At 75.5% G+C, this 20,833-nt stretch carries 20 protein-coding genes; 17 read left to right on the forward strand and 3 right to left on the reverse strand.

The window, feature by feature from the left end; translation table 11 throughout:
* Position 1: 1 nt before the first annotated feature.
* From CELF_RS03425 to CELF_RS03485, 13 genes are all read left to right on the forward strand, one after another.
* A complete protein-coding gene (locus CELF_RS03425; RefSeq protein WP_013769855.1) occupies positions 2 to 514 on the forward strand; it encodes a flagellar basal body-associated FliL family protein in 513 nt (170 codons plus the stop codon).
* A 136-nt stretch (positions 515 to 650) separates the two neighbouring features.
* The gene (locus CELF_RS03430; protein ID WP_013769856.1) at positions 651 to 1,580 is read left to right on the forward strand and encodes a flagellar motor switch protein FliM; all 930 of its coding nucleotides are present in this window, start codon (positions 651 to 653) and stop codon (positions 1,578 to 1,580) included.
* Positions 1,577 to 2,293: a flagellar motor switch protein FliN gene (gene fliN / locus CELF_RS03435; protein WP_013769857.1), complete on the forward strand. Its 717-nt coding sequence runs from the start codon at positions 1,577 to 1,579 to the stop codon at positions 2,291 to 2,293. Before CELF_RS03430 ends, fliN begins: the two co-directional genes overlap by 4 nt.
* Complete coding sequence (locus CELF_RS03440) at positions 2,293 to 2,784, forward strand: flagellar biosynthetic protein FliO (RefSeq protein ID WP_013769858.1); 492 nt, start codon at positions 2,293 to 2,295, stop codon at positions 2,782 to 2,784. The genes fliN and CELF_RS03440 overlap by 1 nt, the downstream gene beginning before the upstream one ends.
* Positions 2,736 to 3,503: a flagellar type III secretion system pore protein FliP gene (fliP, locus tag CELF_RS03445; protein WP_049791425.1), complete on the forward strand. Its 768-nt coding sequence runs from the start codon at positions 2,736 to 2,738 to the stop codon at positions 3,501 to 3,503. Before CELF_RS03440 ends, fliP begins: the two co-directional genes overlap by 49 nt.
* Positions 3,504 to 3,508: 5 nt before the next feature.
* A complete protein-coding gene (gene fliQ / locus CELF_RS03450; RefSeq protein ID WP_013769860.1) occupies positions 3,509 to 3,781 on the forward strand; it encodes a flagellar biosynthesis protein FliQ in 273 nt (90 codons plus the stop codon).
* Positions 3,782 to 3,795: 14 nt separating this feature from the next.
* Positions 3,796 to 4,554 carry a flagellar biosynthetic protein FliR gene (locus CELF_RS03455; protein ID WP_041553760.1) on the forward strand — a complete coding sequence of 253 codons (759 nt, stop codon included), beginning with the start codon at positions 3,796 to 3,798 and terminating at the stop codon, positions 4,552 to 4,554.
* A 155-nt stretch (positions 4,555 to 4,709) separates the two neighbouring features.
* On the forward strand, positions 4,710 to 5,912 hold the full coding sequence (locus CELF_RS03460) for an EscU/YscU/HrcU family type III secretion system export apparatus switch protein (protein WP_013769862.1): 1,203 nt from the start codon (positions 4,710 to 4,712) through the stop codon (positions 5,910 to 5,912).
* The gene (flhA, locus tag CELF_RS03465) at positions 5,909 to 7,966 is read left to right on the forward strand and encodes a flagellar biosynthesis protein FlhA (RefSeq protein ID WP_013769863.1); all 2,058 of its coding nucleotides are present in this window, start codon (positions 5,909 to 5,911) and stop codon (positions 7,964 to 7,966) included. The genes CELF_RS03460 and flhA overlap by 4 nt, the downstream gene beginning before the upstream one ends.
* Positions 7,944 to 9,215, forward strand: a complete 1,272-nt coding sequence (locus CELF_RS20135) for a hypothetical protein (protein ID WP_013769864.1) — start codon at positions 7,944 to 7,946, stop codon at positions 9,213 to 9,215. Before flhA ends, CELF_RS20135 begins: the two co-directional genes overlap by 23 nt.
* A gap of 90 nt (positions 9,216 to 9,305) precedes the next feature.
* Complete coding sequence (locus CELF_RS03475) at positions 9,306 to 9,638, forward strand: ArsR/SmtB family transcription factor (protein ID WP_013769865.1); 333 nt, start codon at positions 9,306 to 9,308, stop codon at positions 9,636 to 9,638.
* Positions 9,635 to 10,333: a cation efflux transmembrane domain-containing protein gene (locus CELF_RS03480; RefSeq protein WP_013769866.1), complete on the forward strand. Its 699-nt coding sequence runs from the start codon at positions 9,635 to 9,637 to the stop codon at positions 10,331 to 10,333. Before CELF_RS03475 ends, CELF_RS03480 begins: the two co-directional genes overlap by 4 nt.
* Positions 10,334 to 10,453: 120 nt before the next feature.
* Positions 10,454 to 11,896 (forward strand): MFS transporter, encoded by a 1,443-nt coding sequence (locus tag CELF_RS03485; RefSeq protein WP_013769867.1) that lies wholly within the window; start codon positions 10,454 to 10,456, stop codon positions 11,894 to 11,896.
* A gap of 10 nt (positions 11,897 to 11,906) precedes the next feature.
* On the opposite strand, the gene CELF_RS03490 is transcribed toward CELF_RS03485, so the two are convergent.
* The 3 genes from CELF_RS03490 to CELF_RS03500 all read right to left on the reverse strand — a co-directional run bounded on the left by CELF_RS03490 (position 11,907) and on the right by CELF_RS03500 (position 16,883).
* Complete coding sequence (locus CELF_RS03490) at positions 11,907 to 12,788, reverse strand: cytochrome c oxidase assembly protein (protein ID WP_013769868.1); 882 nt, start codon at positions 12,786 to 12,788, stop codon at positions 11,907 to 11,909.
* 5 nt (positions 12,789 to 12,793) lie between these two features.
* A complete protein-coding gene (locus CELF_RS03495; RefSeq protein ID WP_013769869.1) occupies positions 12,794 to 13,315 on the reverse strand; it encodes a DUF2243 domain-containing protein in 522 nt (173 codons plus the stop codon).
* 112 nt (positions 13,316 to 13,427) lie between these two features.
* A complete protein-coding gene (locus CELF_RS03500; RefSeq protein ID WP_013769870.1) occupies positions 13,428 to 16,883 on the reverse strand; it encodes a hypothetical protein in 3,456 nt (1,151 codons plus the stop codon).
* A 217-nt stretch (positions 16,884 to 17,100) separates the two neighbouring features.
* On the opposite strand from CELF_RS03500, the gene CELF_RS03505 reads away from it, so the two are divergent.
* From CELF_RS03505 to CELF_RS03520, 4 genes are read left to right on the forward strand one after another with little or no spacing between them, the layout of a single operon-like run.
* Positions 17,101 to 17,556 carry a PLD nuclease N-terminal domain-containing protein gene (locus CELF_RS03505; protein WP_013769871.1) on the forward strand — a complete coding sequence of 152 codons (456 nt, stop codon included), beginning with the start codon at positions 17,101 to 17,103 and terminating at the stop codon, positions 17,554 to 17,556.
* A gap of 52 nt (positions 17,557 to 17,608) precedes the next feature.
* Positions 17,609 to 17,923 (forward strand): carbon storage regulator CsrA, encoded by a 315-nt coding sequence (gene csrA / locus CELF_RS21360; protein WP_013769872.1) that lies wholly within the window; start codon positions 17,609 to 17,611, stop codon positions 17,921 to 17,923.
* A gap of 47 nt (positions 17,924 to 17,970) precedes the next feature.
* Positions 17,971 to 20,400, forward strand: coding sequence for a chemotaxis protein CheA (locus tag CELF_RS03515; protein WP_013769873.1), 2,430 nt, complete (start codon positions 17,971 to 17,973; stop codon positions 20,398 to 20,400).
* The gene (locus CELF_RS03520; protein ID WP_013769874.1) at positions 20,397 to 20,813 is read left to right on the forward strand and encodes a chemotaxis protein CheW; all 417 of its coding nucleotides are present in this window, start codon (positions 20,397 to 20,399) and stop codon (positions 20,811 to 20,813) included. The genes CELF_RS03515 and CELF_RS03520 overlap by 4 nt, the downstream gene beginning before the upstream one ends.
* Positions 20,814 to 20,833 lie beyond the last annotated feature (20 nt).

Genomic DNA, 20,833 nt, shown 5'->3' on the forward strand with positions numbered 1-20,833 from the left:
CATGCCCATCGAGCAGAGGGTCATCTCGGGCCCCAAGATCGGCGCGAAGATCGGCGGCGGCTCGTCCGCGGCGCCCACGCCGCCGCCCGCCGAGGAGAAGAAGAAGCGCGGCCTGTCCAAGAAGCTGCTGATCGTCGTCGTCGCGGTGGTCGTGCTGCTCGGGGCTGCCGCAGCTGCGTACTTCCTGGTGTTCGCGAAGGGCGGCGCCGAGCCGGTCGAGCCGCCGCCCGAGCCGGGCGAGGTCGTCACCGTCGACCCCATCTCGCTCAACCTGGCCGACGGCCACTACCTGCGGCTCGGCCTCGCGCTGCAGGTCACCGCCGACGCGCACGAGTCGCCCGACCCGTCCAAGGCGCTCGACGCGGCCATCGCCCTGTTCTCCGGCCGGAGCATCGCCGAGGTGTCCGACCCGGCGGTCCGCGAGCAGCTCACGAGCGAGCTGGCGCACCACCTCGAGGAGCTGTACGAGGGCGAGGTGATGGACGTCTACCTGACGAACTACGTCACGCAGTAGGCCGGCCGCAGCCGGCGACCCAGGGCACCACGGAGGGTGCCCGCACCGCCCCGCAGTGCCGTCGCAGGACGCGACGGCGGGGATGAAGTCAGGGGTTTCGCTCACGACCCCTGCGCGCCCGCCGATAGGGGTGGTCGTGACACCCACCGCGCCGCAGCCCGTCCGCCGGCTGCGCACCGCCGAGCCGGAGCCGTACGACTTCCGCCGGCCGCTCACCCTCGCGCGCGAGCACTCCCGCCACCTCGAGATGGCCTTCCAGCGTGTCGCCCGGCAGTTCGCGACGCAGCTCACCGCTCGCCTGCGCGTCGTCAGCCAGGTCACCTTCGAGGACCTCGAGCTGCGCACCTACGACGAGTACACCGGCGGCCTGCCCACGCCCACCGCGATGGTGATGTGCGCGATGGAGCCGAGCCGCCAGACCGCGGTCCTGCAGATCCCCGTCGGCGCGACCCTCGTGTGGATCGACTACCTCTTCGGCGGCGACGGCCGCGGCGACGAGCGGGAGGGCCGCGAGCTCACCGACCTGGAGTGGACGCTCGTGCGTGACCTGCTCCAGCACGCGATCGGCGACCTCGAGTACTCCTTCGCGGGCGTCACGCCCATGAGCGCGACCGTGCGGTCCGTGCAGTACAACCCGCAGTTCGCGCAGGTCGTCGCCGCGCAGGAGACCGTGCTCGTCGCGGTGTTCCTGCTCCGCGTCGGCGAGCGCGAGGACCGCATGACGTTCATGCTGCCGTCCGACCTGCTGCTCGGTGCGCTGCGCTCGTCCGAGGGCGCCGACGCCCGCTCCGAGGAGGAGCGGCAGGTGGCCCGGATCGCGCACGCCGAGCTCGAGCGCGCCGTGCAGGACGTGCCCGTGCACGTCGCCGTGCAGTTCCGGCCCGTGACCGTGCACCCGCGCGACGTCGTCAACCTCACGGTCGGCGACGTCCTCCCGCTGTCCCACCCGTCGAGCGAGCCGCTGGACGTGGTCGTCGACGGCATCGTGCTCGCCCGTGCCGCCGCCGGCAGCCACGGGTCCCGACTGGCCTGCCAGGTCGTCACCGTCGAGGAGAACCCCGCATGACCCAGACCCCGGCCACCGGCGCGCCCGTCGCGCAGGCCGCCGCCGACGCCGCGGCCGCCCTCGTGCCCTCGGCCCTGCCGCTCGCCGCGGTCGCCGCGTCGCACCGTGACGTGCCCGCGGGTGCGACCGCGCTCGTCGCGTCCTTCGTCGGCTCGCCCAGCGCGGAGCTCGTGCTCGTCGCGGGTGCGGCCGTGACCGACGCCGTCGCGGCGTCCGCGGTGCCGCTCGACCTCGCCGACGCGCTGCGTCCCGCCCTGGAGGCCGCGGCCCGCACGCTCGGGGCCGGCGTCCTGGAGACGGTCCGCGCCGAGGCGGTCGCCGAGGTGCTGGCGGACGACGTCGACGTGCTCGCGCTGCGGGCCGACGGCGCGGAGGAGCCCGCCGCGTGGTTCGCGCTGCGGCTGCGCAGCCCCAAGGTCGCGACCCCGACCACGTCGCAGGTCCCGACGCCGCGCGCGAACCTGCGGATGCTCTACGACGTCGAGATGACGCTCACCGCGGAGATCGGCCGCACGCGGCTGCCGGTGCGGCAGGTCCTCGACCTCGCCCCCGGTGCGGTGCTCGAGCTCGACCGCACCGCCGGCAGCCCCGCCGACGTGCTCGTCAACGGCCGGCTCGTCGCGCGCGGCGAGGTCGTCGTCGTCGACGAGGTGTACGGCATCCGCGTCACGGAGATCGTGGCCGGCAACGACGCGGGCGGCTCGGTCGGCTGATGGACTCCGTCATGCTGCTCCTGCGCGTCGTGCTCTCGCTCGCGTGCGTCGTCGGCCTCGTGTGGTGGGTCGGACGCCGCTGGGGCGCGGGTCGCGCGGCGGGCGGCGGACGGTCCCGCGAGCCGCAGCTGCAGGTCGTCGGGCGCCAGTCCGTCGGCAGGCACGCCGGGGTCGCGGTCGTGGCCGTCGGGTCGCGCCGCCTCCTGGTCGGCTACGGCGAGCAGCAGGTCACGTTCCTCACCGAGCTGGCGCCCGTCGTGGAGGTGCAGCAGCCCGCGCCGGCGGCCCCGGCCAAGCCCGCGCCCGTCGTGCGTCCCGTGGTCGAGACGCCTCGACCGCGCCCTGCGGCCGACGACGCCGGCGCGCTGCCGGTGCAGACCCTGCCCCCGCTGGGTGCCGTCAAGCACGGACCCCTGCACGGCTCGGTGCTCGACCCGGGCACGTGGAAGCAGGCGGTCCGCTCGCTGCAGGACCGCACGGTCCGGCGATGATCCACGCCCCGACCCCGCCGACGGCGCCGCTCGCCCCGGCCCTCGGCGACACCGTCACGGTCGCCGTCAACGGCGTCAACGGCACGCCGAGCAGCTCGATCGTCGTGCTCCTCGCGATCACGCTGCTGTCCGTCGCACCCGCGCTCATCCTGATGACGACGAGCTTCACGAAGATCTTCGTCGTCCTGTCGTTCACCCGGAACGCGCTCGGCCTGCAGGGCGTGCCGCCCAACCAGGTGCTCGCGGGCCTCGCGCTGTTCCTCAGCCTGTTCGTCATGGCCCCGGTCGTCAGCGACATCAACAGCGTCGGCGTGCAGCCCTACCTCGACGGCTCCCTGACGTTCTCGCAGGCCGTCGACGTGGGCTCAGGCCCGCTGCGCGAGTTCATGCTCGGTCAGACGCGCGAGCAGGACCTGGCGCTGCTGACCCGCGCCGCCGACCAGGAGAACCCGGCGTCCCCCGAGGACGTGCCGTTCGCGACGCTCGTGCCCGCGTTCCTGCTGTCCGAGCTGCGGTCCGCGTTCATCATGGGCTTCGTCATCTTCGTGCCGTTCCTCGTCATCGACCTCGTCGTCTCGGCGTCCCTGATGTCGATGGGCATGATGATGCTGCCGCCGGTGATGATCTCCCTGCCGTTCAAGATCCTGCTGTTCGTCCTCGTCGACGGCTGGGGGCTCGTCGTCACGTCGCTCGTCGGCTCCTACACGGGCAGCGGGTAGCGGCCGTGGACACGACCGCCGTCCTCGACGTGGGCGTCGACGCCCTGATCCTCGCCGCGAAGCTCTCCGCGCCCGTGCTGGTCACGGCTCTCGTCGTCGGCTTCGTCGTCTCCCTGCTGCAGTCCGTCACGCAGATCCAGGAGGTCACGCTCAGCTTCGTGCCGAAGGCCGTCGCCGCGGCCGTGGCGCTCGTCGTGTGCGGGCACTGGATGATCTCCGAGCTCGTGACGTTCACGCACGAGCTGTTCGAGCGCATCCCGACCCTCGTCGGGGGCTGAGGCGCGTGGACCCGATCAGCATCACGCTGCCCGTGCAGGCCGTCGAGACGACGATGCTCGCGAGCGTCCGCATGGCCGCGTTCCTCGTGATCGCGCCGCCGTTCTCGCAGCGCGCCGTCCCGCCGTTCGTCAAGGTCGCGCTCGCGCTCGGCCTCGCGCTCGCGGTCGCGCCCCGGCTCGAGCCCGTGCCGTCCGACACGACGCCCGCGTTCGTCGGCGCGCTCGTCGCGCAGGCGGTCATCGGCGCGGGGCTCGGGTTCCTCGTCTCGCTCGTGTTCTCCGCGGTGCAGTCCGCGGGCTCGCTCATCGACCTGTTCGGCGGCTTCCAGCTCGCGACGGCCTACGACCCGCTGAGCCAGACGAGCGGCGCGCAGTTCGGGCGGCTCTACCAGATGACGGCGCTCGTGCTCCTGTTCGCCTCCGACGCGTACCAGGTCGTCGTCGCCGGGCTCGTGCGGACGTTCGACGCGCTCCCGCTCGGCGCGCTGCTCGACCCCGCCGCGCTCGCCTCGACCCTCACCGAGGGCCTCACGCAGATGTTCCTCGCGGCGCTGCAGATCGCCGGTCCGCTGCTGGTCGTGCTGTTCCTCGCCGACGTCGGCCTGGGTCTGCTGACCCGCGTCTCGCCCGCGCTCAACGCGTTCGCGATGGGCTTCCCGCTGAAGATCCTGCTCACGCTCTCGTTCGGCTCGCTCGCCTTCCTCGCGTTGCCGGGCGTCGTCGAGTCCCTCGCCGGGCGCTCGGTGCGGGAGATGCTCGGGGTGCTCCCGTGAGCGCGCCGGAGGGCGCGCGCGCCCGGATGTTCGCGAGCAGGAGGGCACAGTGAGCGCGCCGGAGGGCGCACGCGCCCGGAGGCTCGCGAGCAGGAGGGCACAGTGAGCGCGCCGGAGGGCGCGCGCGCCCGGAGGTTCGCGAGCAGGAGGGCACAGTGAGCGAAGGAGGAGACCGCACCGAGAAGGCCACGCCTCAGCGGATGCGTGAGATCCGCCGCAAGGGCGGGCTCGGCCGGTCGCAGGACCTGTCCGCGTGGGTGGGCCTCGGCGCAGCCGCGGCGGTGCTGCCGCTCGTCGTCGACCGCGCGCGGGCGGCCGCGCTCGACCAGATGGCGGCGTTCCGCGACGTCGCCGCCGACCCCGACGGCACGGACGTCGTGCAGGTGCTGGGCGACGGCCTCGGGACGATCCTCACGACGCTGCTGCCGCTGTTCGCGGTCGGGGTGGTCGCGGCGGTCGCGGTGAGCGCCGCGCAGGGTGGCGTGCACCTGCACCGCCTGCGGCTGCACGCCGACCACCTCAAGCCCAAGGGTGTCGCGAGCCGGCTCGTCGGCGGGCAGGCGTGGTGGCAGGGCATCAAGACGCTGCTCAAGACCGCGGCCGTCGCGCTCGTGCTGCTCGCCGCGGTGCAGGCCATCGCGCCCGCGCTGCTCGCGTCCGGCCGGCTGCCGCTGTCGCACCTCATCGGCATCGCCACCGACGGCACGGCGACCCTGCTGCGCACCGGCATCGCCGCGGGCGTGCTGCTCGCGGTCGCCGACGTCGTGGTCGTGTGGCGGCGCAACCGCAAGCAGACCCGCATGACGCTCCGCGAGGTCAAGGAGGAGCACAAGCGGACCGAGGGGGACCCGATGCTCAAGGGCGCGATCCGCTCCAAGCAGCTCGCGATGAGCCGCAACCGCATGATGGCCGAGGTCGCGAACGCGGACGTCGTGCTCGTCAACCCGACGCACGTGGCCGTCGCGCTGCGCTACGAGCCGGGTACGGGCGCGCCGCGCGTCGTCGCCAAGGGCGCGGGCGCGGTCGCGGCCAAGATCCGCAGCGCCGCGTCCGACGCGCGCGTCCCCATGGTCGAGGACGTGCCCCTGGCCCGCGCGCTGCACGCCGCGTGCGAGCTCGGCCAGGAGATCCCCGCGCACCTGTTCACGGCCGTCGCGCGCGTCCTCGCGTTCGTCATGGCGCTGCGCCGCCGCGGCGCCGCGTCCGGCCAGCACCGCGTCCCCGGCGGCTCGACCCTGCCGCCCGACGACACCACCGACCACCGCGCGACGGCACGGGCCGCCGTGCGCGACGCCGCACGTGCCGGCCGCCGCCCCGCCGCCGCCGAGCCCCGCACCGCTCAGGAGACCTCCCGATGAAGTCCCGGTCCATCGCACCCATGGCGGTCCCCGCCGGCGTCGTCGGCATCGTGCTGCTGCTCGTCGTGCCGCTGCCCGCGGCGCTGCTCGACGTGCTCATCGCCGTCAACATCACGGCGTCGCTCGTGATCCTGCTGACGTCGATGTACGTCAAGCGGCCGCTCGACTTCTCCGTCTTCCCGTCGCTGATCCTCGTGTTCACGCTGTTCCGGCTGGGCCTCAACGTGGCCTCGACCCGGCTCGTGCTGCGCGACGGCTACGCGGGGCAGGTCATCGAGGCGTTCGGGCACTTCGTCATCGGCGGCTCGCTCGTCATCGGCCTCGTGATCTTCCTGATCCTCGTGGTCATCCAGTTCGCGGTCATCACCAACGGTGCGGGCCGCGTCGCGGAGGTCGGGGCGCGGTTCACGCTCGACGCGATGCCCGGCAAGCAGATGGCGATCGACGCCGACCTCAACTCGGGCCTCATCGACGAGGACGAGGCGCGCCGCCGTCGCGCCGACGTGGCCGCGGAGGCCGACTTCTACGGCGCGATGGACGGTGGCTCGAAGTTCGTCAAGGGCGACGCGATCGCGGGCATCATCATCACGGTCATCAACCTCGTCGGCGGCTTCGTCATCGGCATGGTGCAGATGGGCATGTCGGCGGGCGAGTCGCTCCAGCGGTTCAGCCTGCTGACGATCGGCGACGGCCTCGTCACGCAGATCCCCGCGCTGCTGCTCTCGGTGTCCACCGGCATCGTCGTCACGCGCGCCACGGCCGAGGGCGACATGGGGACCGCGGCCGCGAAGCAGCTCGGCCAGTCCCGCACCGCGCTGCTCATCTCCGGCGGCGCCGCCGTCGCCCTCGCGCTGCTGCCCGGGATGCCGAAGCTGCCGTTCCTGCTGGTCGGCGCGACGCTCATCCTCGTCGCGCAGCGCGTCAAGGCCCGCGAGCAGCGCGAGGCCGACGCGGCGGCGGCCACCCCGGCGGCGGCCGCGGTCGCGGCGCCGTCGGACACCCCCGAGCAGCTCATCGAGCAGATGCGCGTCCACACGCTCGAGATCCTGCTCGCGCCCGACCTGGTCGACCTCGTGGGCACGGGCCCGGACCAGGACCTGCTGGCGCGCGTGCGCGGGCTGCGCCGCAAGACGGCCATGGAGCTCGGCATCGTCGTGCCGCCGGTCCGCACACGCGACTCCGTCGACCTGCCCCGCGCGACCTACGTCGTGAAGATCGCCGGCGTCGAGGTCGGCCGCGGCGAGGCGCCCGCGGGGTACATGCTCGCGCTCGGCGACGACCTGTCCGCGCTGCCCGGCACCACGGTGCACGAGCCGGTGTTCGGCCTGCCCGGCAAGTGGGTGCCGTCCGAGCTGCGGCACGCCGCGGAGATGTCCGGCGCGACGGTCGTCGACCGCGTGTCCGTGCTCATCACGCACCTCGGCGCGCTCATCACGCAGAACGCCGCGCGCCTCCTGGGCCGCGAGGACGTGCGGGTGCTCACCGAGTCCGTGAAGAAGGTCAACCCGTCCGTCGTCGAGGAGCTCGTGCCGTCGCTGCTCAGCCTCGGCGAGGTGCAGCGCGTCCTGCAGGGTCTGCTCACCGAGGAGGTCCCGATCCGCGACCTGGGCCGCATCTACGAGGCGCTCGCGCTGCGCGCCAAGCTCTCGACCGACCCCGAGGGGCTCGTCGAGGCGGCGCGCGGCGCGCTGGGTCCCGCGCTCGCCGCGCCCTACGTCCAGGACGGTGTGCTGCGCGTCCTGACGCTCGACCCGGCTCTCGAGCAGACGCTCGTCGAGTCCCTGCGGCCAGGCGACGGCGGCACGCAGCTGCTCGTCGACCCGACGCGTGTCGAGGCCGTGCTGCACCAGCTGCGCGCCGCGGTCGCCGACGCGGAGGGTGACGGCCGGACCGTCGTGCTCGTGTGCGCGCCGGTCGTGCGGCCCGCGCTGCGCCGGCTCGTCGCGCTCGGCCTGCCGCGCCTGCCCGTGCTGTCCTACGCCGAGGTGACCGGCGGCGGCCTGACCGTCGAGACCGTGGGGGTGGTGCGCGGTGACCACGCGATTGCTGCTTGAGGGGACCGACCTCGCGGAGCTCATGGCGCACGTGCGCGCCGAGCTCGGCCCGCAGGCCCGGGTCGTCCGCGCGGAGCGCGTCCGGACGGGCGGCATCGGGGGGTTCTTCGCGCGTGAGCGGTACGAGGTGACGGTCGACGTGCCGCCGCCGCCCGTGGCGCGCCCGGCCGCGCTGCGCGCGGTGCCCGCGGGCGGCCTGCCCGCGCTGCTCGCCGCGGCCGACGAGGCGGACCAGGTCGGCGGCGCGGGAGGCTCGGACGGCCCGGGCACCGACGCCGCCGACGACGGGCCGACGTTCGAGCACGTCCTGGAGCAGGTCCGCGCGGTGACCGCCGACCCGCTGCCCGACCCGGGCCTGGCAGCCCCGCCGCCGGCCCGCGCGCTGCAGGCCGTGGTCCCGCGTCCCGCGGCGGCCGAGCCGCCGTCCGCGTTCGTGCCCCCGGTGCTGCCCGAGCCGCGCGAGCCGGCCGACGGGTTCGTCCCGGCGACCCCGCCCACCGCGCCGGTCACCGCGCCGGTCACCGCGCCGGTCACCTCCCCGGCCGCGGACCCGCTGCCCGCCGCGCCGCCGACCCAGGGCGGGACGGACGACGCCGACGACGACCTGCGCACCGCGCTCGCGGACATCGGCGTCCCGGCCACCCTCCTGGTGGGCGACCGCCTGACCCTGTCCGGCGTGCTCGACGCCGTCCCCGCCGCGCCCCCGCTGCCGCGCAGCGCGGGCTCGGTGCTCGTCGTGCTCGGCACCGAGGACGACGCCGACGCCGCCGCGGGCCTGCTGGCCGAGCGCCTCCGCCTCCCCGCGGAGGCGGTCCGGCTCGCGGGGACCCTGCCGGGCCGTGGTCGCGGCCGCGGCCGGACTCCGGGCCGGATGGGCTCGCCCGAGCAGGTCGCGTCGTGGCGTGCAGGCGCACCCGCCGCCGAGCACCCGTGGGTCGTGGCCCTCACCGTGGGCGCGGACCCCGAGGACCGGGCCGCCGCCCGCGACCTGCTCGCCGCGTGCGACGCCGACCAGGTGTGGGCGGTGCTCGACGCGCGCACCCGCACGGCCGACGCGCGGCGCTGGCTGCGGTCGGTCGCGCCACGTGTCGACGCGGTCGCGATGCGCGGGCTGCTCGACACCGCCGAGCCCGGCGCGGCGCTCGCGCTGGGCATCCCCGTCGCGTGGATCGACGGCGTGCCCGCGACCCCGGTCGCGTGGGCGGCGGCGCTGAGCCAGGCGCTGGGGGACCGCGCGCGCTGGGACTGACACGCGCCCGTCCCGCGCCGCCGGTCCTCCGCTCCGCGGGCAGACGGTTCAGCCTGTCGTGGATTCAGGATCCTCTGTACTGTTCGCGGGGTGGAGACCGTCACCCTCACGCACGCGGCCGCGCTCGCCCGGCTCGGGCACGCCCTGTCCGACCAGACCCGCGCGCGGGTCCTGCTGGCGCTCCGCGAGGCACCGGCCTACCCGTCCGACCTGGCCGACGCCCTCGGCGTCTCGCGGCAGGTCATGTCCAACCAGCTCGCGTGCCTGCGCGGGTGCGGGCTCGTCGAGTCGGTGCCCGACGGCCGGCGCACGTGGTACCGGCTCGCCGACCCCCACCTGGCCCCCGCCCTGGACGACCTGCTCCAGCTGCTGCTCGTCGTCGACCCGACGTGCTGCGGCCCGGCCTGCACCTGCACCCGATGACCGCGCCCGCGCCGCGTCCCGCGCCCACCGCCGCGCGGCGCAGGGTCCTCGAGCGGCGGGTCCGCTGGGTCGTCGCGGCGACGATCACCTACAACGTGGTCGAGGCCGCCGTGGCGCTGGCCGCCGGGACGGTCGCGTCGTCGACCGCGCTCGTGGCGTTCGGCCTGGACTCGGTCGTCGAGGTCCTGTCCGCCGCCGCCGTCGCGTGGCAGTTCGCCGCCCCCGACCCCGAGACGCGCGAACGCGTCGCGCTGCGGGCGATCGCGCTCTCTTTCGGCGCGCTCGCGGTGTTCGTCACGGTCGAGGCGGTGCGGTCGCTGCTCGGCGGGCACGACGCCGACCGCTCGACCGTCGGGATCGTGCTCGCCGCCGTGTCGCTCGCCGTCATGCCCGCGCTGTCCTGGTTCGAGCGTCGCACGGGCCGCGAGCTCGGCTCGGCCACCGCGGTCGCCGACTCGAAGCAGACCCTGCTGTGCTCCTTCCTCTCCGCCGTGCTCCTGCTGGGGCTGGTCCTCGACGCCGCGCTCGGCTGGTGGTGGGCGGATCCGGTCGCCGCCCTCGCCATCGCCGGCTTCGCCGCTCGCGAAGGACTCGAGGCGTGGCGCGGCGACGCGTGCGCCCCCGGAGCCGCGCTCACCGGCGTGCCGACCCCCGACCGGAGCTGCTGCCCGGATCCCGACGCGGGCGCACGCTGAGCCGTGCGCCGGGTGCGGATCGCGCTGCGGATCGCCGCCCGGCCCGGGCTAGGGTCGCCAGGTGCCCCGACCAACCGACCCGCCGCGCCCGGGCGCGGCCGACCGTCCCGGACCGACGCCGTGACCGGACCGGCGTCGGTCGACGCGCTGTGGCGGGAGCGGCGGACGACCACCGCTGCGCTCGTGACGCTCGTCGTCCTCGTCGCGTTCGAGTCCTTCGCCGTCGCCACCGTCATGCCGCGCGTCGCCGACGTGCTCGACGGCCACGCGCTGTACGCGTTCGCGTTCGCCGGACCGCTCGCCACGGGTGTCGTCGGGATGGTCGTCGCCGGGTCGTGGTCCGACCGCGGCGGCCCGTTCCGGCCGTTCCTCGCGGGCGCGCTGCTGTTCGTCGCCGGCCTCGTCGTCGCGGGCCTCGCGACCACGATGCCCGTGCTCGTCGCGGGCCGGCTCGCGCAAGGGCTCGGTGGCGGCGCCGTCAACGTCACCCTGCTCGTCACGCTGGCGCGCGCGTACCCGCCGGTGCTGCACCCGCGCGCGTTCGCCTGGTTCTCCGCGGCGTGGGTGCTGCCGTCGCTCGTGGGCCCCGCGGTCGCGGGGATCGTCGCCGAGGCCGCCGGGTGGCGGTGGGTGTTCCTGGCCGTCGCCGTCCTCGTCGTCCCGACGAGCCTGCCGCTGCTGCGCACGCTGCGTCCCCTCGGGCCCCCCGAGACCGGCTCCGACGTCACGGCCGCGCAGGCCCGCGTGCGCGTGCTTCTCGCGGTGCTCGTCGCGGCCGCGGTCCTCGCGCTCAACCTCGCCGTCGAGCTGCCGCCGCCGGCCGCCGCGACGCTCGCCGCCGTCGCGGGCACAGGGGCGCTCGTCGCCGTCCGTCCGCTGCTGCCGCCGGGGTCGCTGCGGGCACGGCCCGGCCTGCCGAGCGTGCTGACGACCCGGCTGCTCGTGTCCGGCGCCTTCTTCGGCGCGCAGGCGTACGTGCCGTACCTGCTCGCGACGCGCGACGGCTGGGGCCCGACCGCGAGCGGGCTCGCGCTCACGACCGCGGCCCTCGCGTGGTCCGCCATGTCGGCCGTGCAGGGCCGCCTCGGCCAGCGGCTCATGAGCCGCGACGCCGTCCGCGTCGGCACCGCCCTCGTCGTCGCCGCGACCGTCGGTGCGTGGGCCACCGCCGCCGCCGACCTGCACCCCGCGGTGCTCGTCACCACCTGGACGCTCGCGGGCGCCGGCATGGGTCTCGCGTCCTCCCGGCTGAACGTGCTGCTGCTCGGCTACTCGCCGCCCGGGACGCAGGGCAGGAACAGCTCGGCGCTGTCCATCGGCGACTCCGTCGGCGCCGCGCTCGCGCTCGCGGTCAGTGGCGTGCTGTTCGCCCTCGTCGCGGCCGGCGCCGCACCTGACGGCGCTGCTGCCGTGGCGGACGCGCAGGGCGGCTTCGTCGTGGCGTTCGCGCTGACCGTCGTGCTCGCGGCGGCCGCGGCGCTCGTCGCGCCCCGCGTCGGCGTGCCGCCGACGGAGGCGACCCCCGCGGTGCGCGGCCCCGCCGCGGCCGACACCTCGTCGTGACGGCGCCCGCTCACCGCCCGGGGACGGGCAGGACCGTGCCGGCCCCGCCGCGCGACCGTTCCGGCGTTCCCCTCGTTGCCCGCGTTCCCGGCGACGGGCCGCGCCGTGGGCGCGTGCGGCGGTACCACCCGGCCAGCACCGCGACCGCGAGCAGGACCTCGACGACGTCGCCGCCCGTGTACATCCACCGCGCCGCGACCTCGCGCTCGGCGACCGAGCCGCTCCCGCCCGGGGGCAGCGCGGCGGCGTGCACGTAGAGCAGCTTTGCGAGCACCGCGTGCGCAGCAGCCGCGAGGACCAGGACAGTGAGCCTCGTCCGCAGTCCGGGGCGGAGCGGGGACGGGTCCGGTCCGGCGACCGACCACGTGAAGAGCGTGCCCGCGACGAGCAGGTGGACCCCGACGGCCGCGTGCACCGCGGGGCTGCGCAGCGTCGCGGCGTACAGCGGCGTCAGGTAGAGCACGTACAGCCCCCCGACGCTGAGGACCGCACCCGCGACGGGGTGCGCGAGCGGGCGCACTGCCGGGTTGCGCAGGGCGGCGGCCCAGCGGCGGGCACGCGCCGGACGGACGGACGCGAGGGCGAGGGCCACGGGCGCGCCGAGCACGAGCGCGAGGGGTGCCAGCATCCCCAGCACCAGGTGCTGTGCCATGTGGCCCCGCGGGTCGTGCGCCAGGGAGACGGCGGGAGGCGCGACCGTCGCCGCGACGAGCACCGTCCCCGTGACCCACGCGGCCACGCGCAGCCCGCTCCACGGTCGCCGGCCCGGCCGTGCGCGGCGCGCGACGGCCGTCAGGTACGCGCCGACGCCCACCGCCGCGACGAGGACCGCCGGCAGCCACCCGACCAGGTCACCGCCCGGCCCGTGCGCGTGGGCTCCGAGGAGCAGCACGGCGCTCAGCCCGCCCCGGCTCCTGCACCGGGCGGCTCCGGGACGCCCGCGCGACCGGTCCGGCCGGGCCGGTCGACGAGCGCCAGCACCGCGCCCGCTGCGAGCAGGGCGAGGGCGCCCGCGTTCCAGGCCACGTCGTAGGGGAGCAGGTCGACGTCGTACCGGACCTGGTGGAGGCGCAGCACCTTGTGGTTGACGACGCCGTCGAACAGCTGGAACGCTCCGGCGCCGAGCAGGGCGCCGGACCACGCCGCCCGCCGGGCGAGGGTCCGCCGCCGGTGCTGGTCCGCGAGCAGGAAGGCACCCACGACGAGCGCGACGAGCTCGGCCGCGTGCAGCAGGCCGTCGGACAGCAGCCCCAGCTGCGGCGTGCCCCGGTCGTAGAAGTGGTGCCAGCCGAGGAGCTGGTGGAAGACGATCTCGTCGACCGCGGCCATGAGACCGGCGCCGACCAGGAGCGCGGACAGCCGCGACCTGCGGCGGTCCGGCCGCCGCCGGCCGTCGGTCCCGACCACGCCCCCCGTCATCGGCCCAGGATCACCCGGCCCGCGGGCGGGCGCGCGCCGGGTGCGTGCGTGCCCCGGGGATGCGACGGCTGCGCCCCCGCCCCACGAGGGACGGGGGCGCAGCCGGGAGGTGTCAGCGGGCCGGGACCTCCACGTCGATCCGGACCACGTCACCGGTACGCCGGAACACCTGCTCGCTCACGGCCGCGTCGAGCACGCCGTCGGCACCCTCGACCTGCGACCCGTCGGCGAGGTGCGCCACGACCCGCACGGCCGACCCGCGCCGGTAGACCACGGGCACCTGGCAGAACGTGAACGCGAGCTGCCCGGCATCCAGCGGGAGCGACTGCTCGGCCTGCGCCACGTCGCGGTAGGTGAACGTCGCCGGCGCGGTGGTCCACTCCTCCTGGCGCAGCAGCACGGGGCGCACGAGCACGCGCCCGTCCTCGACCCGCAGGCCGAGCTCGCCGAGGCGGGTGAGGACCTCCTCCTTGACCTGCCCGGTCATGCCGGGCTGGCGCGCGCCGCGGCCCGCGGGCGTGTGGGAGTACGGGTCGACCGGGAAGGCGCCGTACACCTCGGGGGTCTTGCAGTAGCCCAGGCCGAGGCGCACGTCCTCGTAGGCGTCCGCGAGGCCCTGCACGACGGCGGGGTCCGCACCCTCGACGACGGCCCGCTCGTGGTTCTCCTGCACCGCGAGCAGCAGCTTGGAGACCATGTGCCAGTAGATGCTGCCGAGGCCCTCGTACGCGAAGAACGACCCGGACCGGCCGGTGAACTCGGCGTGCCGGAACACCTGCTCGAACACGTCGAGCACGCCCTGGCGGCCGGCGGCCAGGTCGTCCGCCGAGAGCCCGGGCACGCGGCCCGGCAGCGCGTCGAGCGCCGCTTCCACGTCGCGCGCGTTGTGCAGCCCGGGGGCGAACCGGTGCTCGCCGCGCACGTCGCGCAGCACGAGCGAGGTGTCGCCCGCCGCGACGAGCGCCTCGACCAGCGGGGCCGTCGCGACCTGCTCGGCGGTGATGCGGTTGCGCTGCAGGAACGTCGGCAGCTCGCGGTCCGGGTAGAGCTGGTAGGAGTGCTGGTCCTCGCGGTACAGCGCGCTGCGGCGCAGCGCCTGGACGAGGTCGAGCGCCTCCCCGGGCGTGAGCACGCCGGACGACAGCACCGCGACCTGGCCCTCGAGCATCTCCTGCAGGCGGCCGATGCGGGCGCGGCCGTCGCGCAGGTCGAGCAGGTTGTACGCGTGGAACAGCCCGTCGGGGCGGCGGTTGGCGTGCAGGGCCGCGTCGACGTAGCGCTGCGCGAGGTCGAGGAACCCCTGCACGTCGGCCAGGGCGACCGTGGTGCGCGCGCCGCCGAAGCCCGCGTACACGCGGGTCCGGTACGCGGTGCCCGCGGCGCCGAGCGCGTCCATGACGGCCCGGCGGGAGGTGTCGTCGAAGCCGTCCTCGACGCGTGCGGCGTGCGCGCGCAGCGCCTCGTGCACGTCGGCCAGCAGGTCGGCCAGCTCGGCGGTCACCGTGAGGTCGTCGGCGAGCAGCTCACGGGCGAGCGCCAGGCCGCGGCGCAGGTAGGCGAGCGTGACGACGGACAGGCCCTTGCCGACGAGCGCGTTGTTGGCGTCGTTCCACTCGGGGCGCTGGGTGTTCATCCAGATGCCGCCGTCGGGCACGATGTTGACCGTCTTCGCGAGCAGCAGCAGGAGCAGCTTCTCGCCGAGGGACACGCGCACGAGGTCCCCGTCGGCGCCGTGCACGAGCCGCCCGTCGGCGCCCTCCGTCTCGACGCGGCGCAGCACGCGCTCCTCGGCGTCGGTGTCGAACGCGATCGTGTCGATCGGCTCCACGAGCGTCTGCTCGTAGGACGCGATCCGGTACGGCACGTCGGCGTGCGTGAACAGCGGCCGGTCGACGAGCGCGTCGAGCCGGCCCGGGTGGAAGCGGCGCGACGCCTCGAGCAGCTTGACCAGGTAGATGATCTGGTGGTCGCTCCAGTAGCCGATGTTCGCCCACGGGTTGCTGGGCTCGGGGACCTCCCAGTCGATGCCGGACCGCGAGATCCGGTACGGGTTGTAGCCGTCGGCGGTCGTCGCGTCGAGGAACACCGCGACCATCGACTCGACGTACTCCGGGAACGACCAGGCCAGCGCCTCCCAGTTCTGGAAGATGTCGCGCCAGTTGCCCTGGAAGTCGACGCGCGTGCGGCCCTGGGCGTCCGTGAGGGCGATCTTGAACTTGTTCCACGGGCGGCTCGGGTCGCCGTGCCGGCGGCTGAACGTGAGCGGCAGGTACTCGCGCACGAGGCGCAGCAGGTCCGGGTCGCCCGTCGCGTCCGCGCGCTCGACGAGCGCGTCGAGGAGGTCGGTCGCGGGCAGCGCCGCGAGCCAGTCCGCCTGCCGGGCGGCGGTGCGCGGGCTGCGCTGGGCGACGAACGCGCGCAGGTCGTCGGTGTGCACGGTGTAGCCGTCGACGAGGACGCCGCCGCGCATGACGTTGAACAGCACGTTCGCCCGGTGGTGGGCGGCCGCGAGCTCGTCGCCCGTGAGCTGGGCCGCGTCGGCGGTGCCGACGAGCCGGTCGAGCTCGGTGCGCGTCGTCTCGACGTCCGCGGCGAGCGCGGCGGCGGCCGCGGTGCGGTCGGCGAGCTCGGTCTGCAGGCGCACGACGTCCGCGGCGCTCTGGTCGACGTCGGCGACGACGCTCCAGCGCCGCACCTCGCCCGGCGCGAGCGTGACGCGGGTGCGCACGAGGTAGGCGCCCTTCTCGCCGCGCACCTCGTCCTCGGGCGTGATCGGGCGGCCCGCGGCGAACGCGCCGACCTGCCGCGCGGACAGCAGGTGCTCGACGTCGTCGAGCCCGACCTGCCAGGCCACGGTCGCGGCGAGCGACTCGCTCGGGTCCGACTTGTCGGTCAGCGTCGAGTTCAGGTAGACGAGCCCGAGGCCCGTGGCGGCGTCGACCTCGGCGCGCTTGTACGCGTCGAGGAGCCGGCTGAACTCCGACTGCGTCTGCACGGTGACGCCCGGGGGCAGCAGGTCGACGAACCCGTCGAGCACGTCGGCGTCGACGGCGCGGTCGGTCGCGGACGCGAGCTCGACCTCGCGGACGATGCCGTAGCGGGCGGACGTCCGCCACGTCACCCGGATGCGCAGGCCGACGTCGGGACGGGTCTCCTCGAAGACGAGGGTCGTGCCGAGGTGGTCCTTGTAGAGGTGGCGCTCGACGTCGGGGTCGCCGGGCCGCCGGTCGGCGAACGGCTGCCAGAACCGGACCCCGTCGGGCGTGCCGACGCGCAGCAGCGTGAGGCCGCCCGTGCGGCCCGCACCCGCGGACACCTTGTCGTCGGTCGCGTACGGGAACAGCGCGCGGTCGGCCTCCTCGCGGCCCGCGGTCACGCCGCCCGTGCTCGAGATGAACAGCCACAGGTCGCTCGCGCCCACGAGCGTCATGAAGAACGGCGGCATCTCGTCGTACGACGCGATGCGGTAGAACCGCCGACCGTCGAGGTCGACGAGCCCGCTGGTCAGGGGCGACGACGTGCCGTCGGGCTCGTCCGTCCGTGCGGGCGTGAGGGTCTGCGACGCCATTGCCGTGTCCTTCGTGTCGTGTGTCGTGGCGCGTGCGCCGGTCCCGCGACCGGCCGGCCGGGGAGGCCGTGGATGCGCTCCCATACGGTGACACGTGTCACCGACGAAAGCAACGTCCGGGCGGAGGAGACGGCGGCCGAACCCCCACGGAGCGCCGCACGGCTCCGCTAGCCTGCGAGCGCCGCGGCGCGGGACCGCAGGCGCCGAGGGGGATTCCGTGCTGCGCTACCTGCCGATCGTCGTCGAGGTCGGGCTCCTCGTGTACTGCCTCATCGACTGCATCCAGGCCGACGAGGGTCGCGTGCGCAACCTGCCCAAGGTCGGCTGGATCGTGCTCGTCGTGCTGCTGCCCATCGCCGGAGGTGTCGCGTGGCTCGTCGCCGGGCGCCCGCGCGACGTGCCCCGCCGGGACGTGCCGTGGCCGTCGACACGGACCGCCGGGTTCCCGGAGTACGAGCGTCCGCGCCGCACGGCACCCGACGACGACCCCGAGTTCCTCGACCGGCTGCGCCGCGACCGCGAGTCCGACGCGACGCACGAACGCATGCTGCGCGACTGGGAGGCCCAGCTGCGCGACCGCGAGCGACGCCTCGGTGGTCCCGAGGGGGAGCGCGGTCCCGAGCGCCGTGGAGAGCCCGGCGGTGCACCGGGACGGGAGTCGCCGAAGGCGTGACGCGACCCGTGCCGCTCGGGCCGCACGGCGCACGGACGGTAGGGTCGGCCGCATGCTCGTGCTCAGCAGACGCGTCGGTGAGCGGCTCGTCATCGGTGACGACATCGTCGTCACGGTGATCGAGGTCCGCAGCGACGGCGTCCGTCTGGGCATCGACGCCCCGCGGGACGTCCGGGTGCACCGCGCCGAGGTCCTCGACGCGCTGACCGCGGCGAACGCCGACGCCGCCTCCGCCGACGACAGCACCGCCGCCGCGCTGCGGCGGCTCGTCCCGCCGGGCACCCCGTCCGCGACACCCCCCGCGGCTCCCGCACCCGGCGCGGCCGGTGCCCCCGACTCCTCAGCAGAGGCCCCCTCCGGCCGATGAGGTGAGCGCCGGGCCGGCGCCGTTCGCCCCCCGGTGGGGAGGCGAACGTGGAGGACATCGACGAGATCGTCCGCGAGTTCCTGGTCGAGAGTCACGAGAACCTCGACCAGCTGGACCGCGACCTCGTGGCGCTCGAGAGCAGCCCCGGGGACCGGGCACTGCTGAGCAGCGTCTTCCGGACGATCCACACGATCAAGGGCACGAGCGGCTTCCTCGCGTTCGGCCGGCTCGAGCGGGTCACGCACGCGGGGGAGAACCTGCTCGTCGAGCTGCGCGACGGGCGCCGCCAGATGGACCAGGCGACGACCGACGTGCTGCTGCGGACCGTCGACACCGTCCGGCTGCTGCTCGACGCGATCGAGCGCACGGGCGGCGAGGGCGACGTGGACGTCGACACGGTCGTGACCGCGATCGTGGCCGTGCAGGAGGGCCGCGCCGACGCTCCCGCCACGGCCGCCGCGCCGGCCCCGACCGCCGAGGCGGCACCCGCAGAGGCGGCACCCGCCGAGGCTGCGCCGGCCGCAACCGCCGAGGCTGCACGGACCGCACCCGTCGTCGAGCACGCCGAGCACGCCGAGCCGCGCGTGGCCCAGGTGCCGCATCCCCGCGAGGCCCCGGTCGCCGAGGCCGCGCTCGTGCACTCCGCCGCCCACGCGCCCGCCGCGGGCGCCGCCCCCGGTGCGGCCGACGCCGCGATCGAGGCCGCGGCCGTCCAGGCGCTCGCCGCCGCGTCGCTGGCCGACCTCGGCGCCGGTCCCGCGTACCAGCCGACCATGGCCCCGCCGGCGGCCCCGCTCGAGGAGGTCGCGGCACTGCGCGGCGCCGCCGAGTCGTCGGTCCGCATCGACGTCGACCTGCTCGACCGCCTCATGCGCCAGGTCGGCGAGCTCGTGCTGTTCCGCAACCGGCTCAGCCGGCTCGCGTCGGAGGCGCAGGACGTCGACCTCACGCGGTCCGCGCAGCAGCTCAACCTCATCGCCTCCGAGCTGCAGGACGGCGTCATGCGCACGCGCATGCAGCCGATCGAGCACGTCTGGTCGAAGATGCCGCGCGTCGTGCGCGACCTCGCCGCGGTGTGCGGGCGCGAGGTGCGCCTCGAGCTCGTCGGCGGCGACACCGAGCTCGACCGCAGCCTGCTCGAGGCGGTCAAGGACCCGCTGACGCACCTCGTCCGCAACGCGGTCGACCACGGCATCGAGCCGCCGGCCGAGCGCGTCGCGGCGGGCAAGCCCGCGCAGGGCGTGCTGGAGCTGCGCGCGTACCACGCGGGCGGCCAGGTCGTCGTCGAGGTGCGGGACGACGGCCGGGGCATCGACCCGGAGAAGGTCGCGGCGTCCGCGGTCCGCAAGGGCCTGCGCACGCCCGAGCAGGTCGCGTCGCTCGGTCAGGCGGAGATGCTCGGCCTGCTGTTCCTGCCCGGCTTCTCGACGGCCGCCGAGGTCACGAACGTGTCGGGCCGCGGCGTCGGCATGGACGTCGTGCGGACCCGGATCGAGGCCGTCGGCGGCACCGTCGACGTCGAGTCGACCGTGGGCGTCGGGACGTCGTGGCGGCTGCGGATCCCGCTGACGCTCGCGATCATGCCGTCGCTGTCCGTCGAGTGCGACGGCGACGTGTACGCCGTGCCGCAGGTGCACGTGCTGGAGCTCGTGGCGCTGGACGAGCGCGCGGAGCAGTCGGTCGAGCACGTGCACGACGCGCCCGTCTACCGGCTGCGCGGCGAGCTGCTGCCGCTGGTGCCGCTGCGCCACGTCCTCGCGCTGACCGACGAGACCGGGTCCCGCCCGGGCGTCATCGTGGTCGTGCAGGCCGACGACCACCGGTTCGGGCTGCTCGTCGACCGGGTCCTGGCGACCGAGGAGATCGTCGTCACCCCGCTCGCGGCACAGCTCAAGTCCGTCGGCACGTACTCGGGCACCACGGTGCTCGGCGACGGCCGGGTCGCGCTCATCCTCGACGTCCAGGCGATCGCCCGGCGCGCGATGCTCCGCGAGACCGAGCACGCGAGCGTCGGCGGCACGAGCCGGTCCGCGGCGGAGGAGGCCGCGCAGACCGCGCAGCTGCTCGTCGCCCGCATCGGCGAGGGCCGGCTGGTCGGGATGCCGCTGGCCGGCGTGGCCCGCCTCGAGCACGTGCGCGCCGCCGACGTCGAGACGGTCGGGGGACGCGAGGTCGTGCAGTACCGCGGGTCGATCCTGCCGCTCGCACGCGTCGACGGCCTCGTCGGGGCGCGCCGCGACGACCGCGAGGAGCTGCTGCTCGTGGTGTACGAGCGCGGGGCCCGCAGCGCGGCGCTCGTCGTCGAGGAGATCGTCGACATCATCGAGGACCACGCCGAGCACTCCGACATCGACGCCCCCGGCCTGGTCGGCTCGACCATCGTGCACGGGCGCGTCACCGAGCTGCTCGACATCCGGGCCGCGCTGCTCGCGGCCGACCACGAGTTCGAGGACGACCCGCTGGAGGGTGCCGCGTGAGCCGCTACGTCACGTTCACGATCGCCGACGGCCTGTACGGCGTCGACGTGCTGCGCGTCCAGGAGGCGCTGCGGGCGCACGCCCGCACCCGCGTCCCGCTCGCGCCTCCCGGGATCGCCGGGCTCGTCAACCTGCGCGGCCAGGTCGTCCTCACGGTCGACCTGCGCCCGCGGCTCGGGCTTCCGCCGCTCGGTGCCGACGCCGAGCCGATGATGGTCGTCGTCCAGGTCGACGGGGAGCCCGTCAGCCTGCTCGTCGACGAGATCGGTGACGTGCTCGACGTCCCGGCCGACCAGGTCGGCGCGCCGCCCGAGACGCTGGACGCCGAGCTGCGCCCGCTGATCCGGTCGGCGTGCACGCTCGACGAGCGCCTGCTCCTGGTGCTCGACGTCGACGAGGCCGCCGCCGCCTGACCGCGCGACCGGCCGCCGCC

This window comes from Cellulomonas fimi ATCC 484 (genome assembly GCF_000212695.1).
Lineage (GTDB): Bacteria > Actinomycetota > Actinomycetes > Actinomycetales > Cellulomonadaceae > Cellulomonas > Cellulomonas fimi.

Excerpts from the sequence above, each read along its gene's own strand:
- flhA (WP_013769863.1), top strand. The coding sequence starts at position 5,909 with ATGAAGTCCCGGTCCATCGCACCCATGGCGGTCCCCGCCGGCGTCGTC.
- CELF_RS03440 (WP_013769858.1), top strand. The coding sequence starts at position 2,293 with ATGGACTCCGTCATGCTGCTCCTGCGCGTCGTGCTCTCGCTCGCGTGC.
- CELF_RS03495 (WP_013769869.1), bottom strand. The coding sequence starts at position 13,315 with ATGACGGGGGGCGTGGTCGGGACCGACGGCCGGCGGCGGCCGGACCGC.
- fliN (WP_013769857.1), top strand. The coding sequence starts at position 1,577 with ATGACCCAGACCCCGGCCACCGGCGCGCCCGTCGCGCAGGCCGCCGCC.
- CELF_RS03480 (WP_013769866.1), top strand. The coding sequence starts at position 9,635 with ATGACCGCGCCCGCGCCGCGTCCCGCGCCCACCGCCGCGCGGCGCAGG.
- CELF_RS03500 (WP_013769870.1), bottom strand. The coding sequence starts at position 16,883 with ATGGCGTCGCAGACCCTCACGCCCGCACGGACGGACGAGCCCGACGGC.
- csrA (WP_013769872.1), top strand. The coding sequence starts at position 17,609 with ATGCTCGTGCTCAGCAGACGCGTCGGTGAGCGGCTCGTCATCGGTGAC.
- CELF_RS03425 (WP_013769855.1), top strand. The coding sequence starts at position 2 with ATGCCCATCGAGCAGAGGGTCATCTCGGGCCCCAAGATCGGCGCGAAG.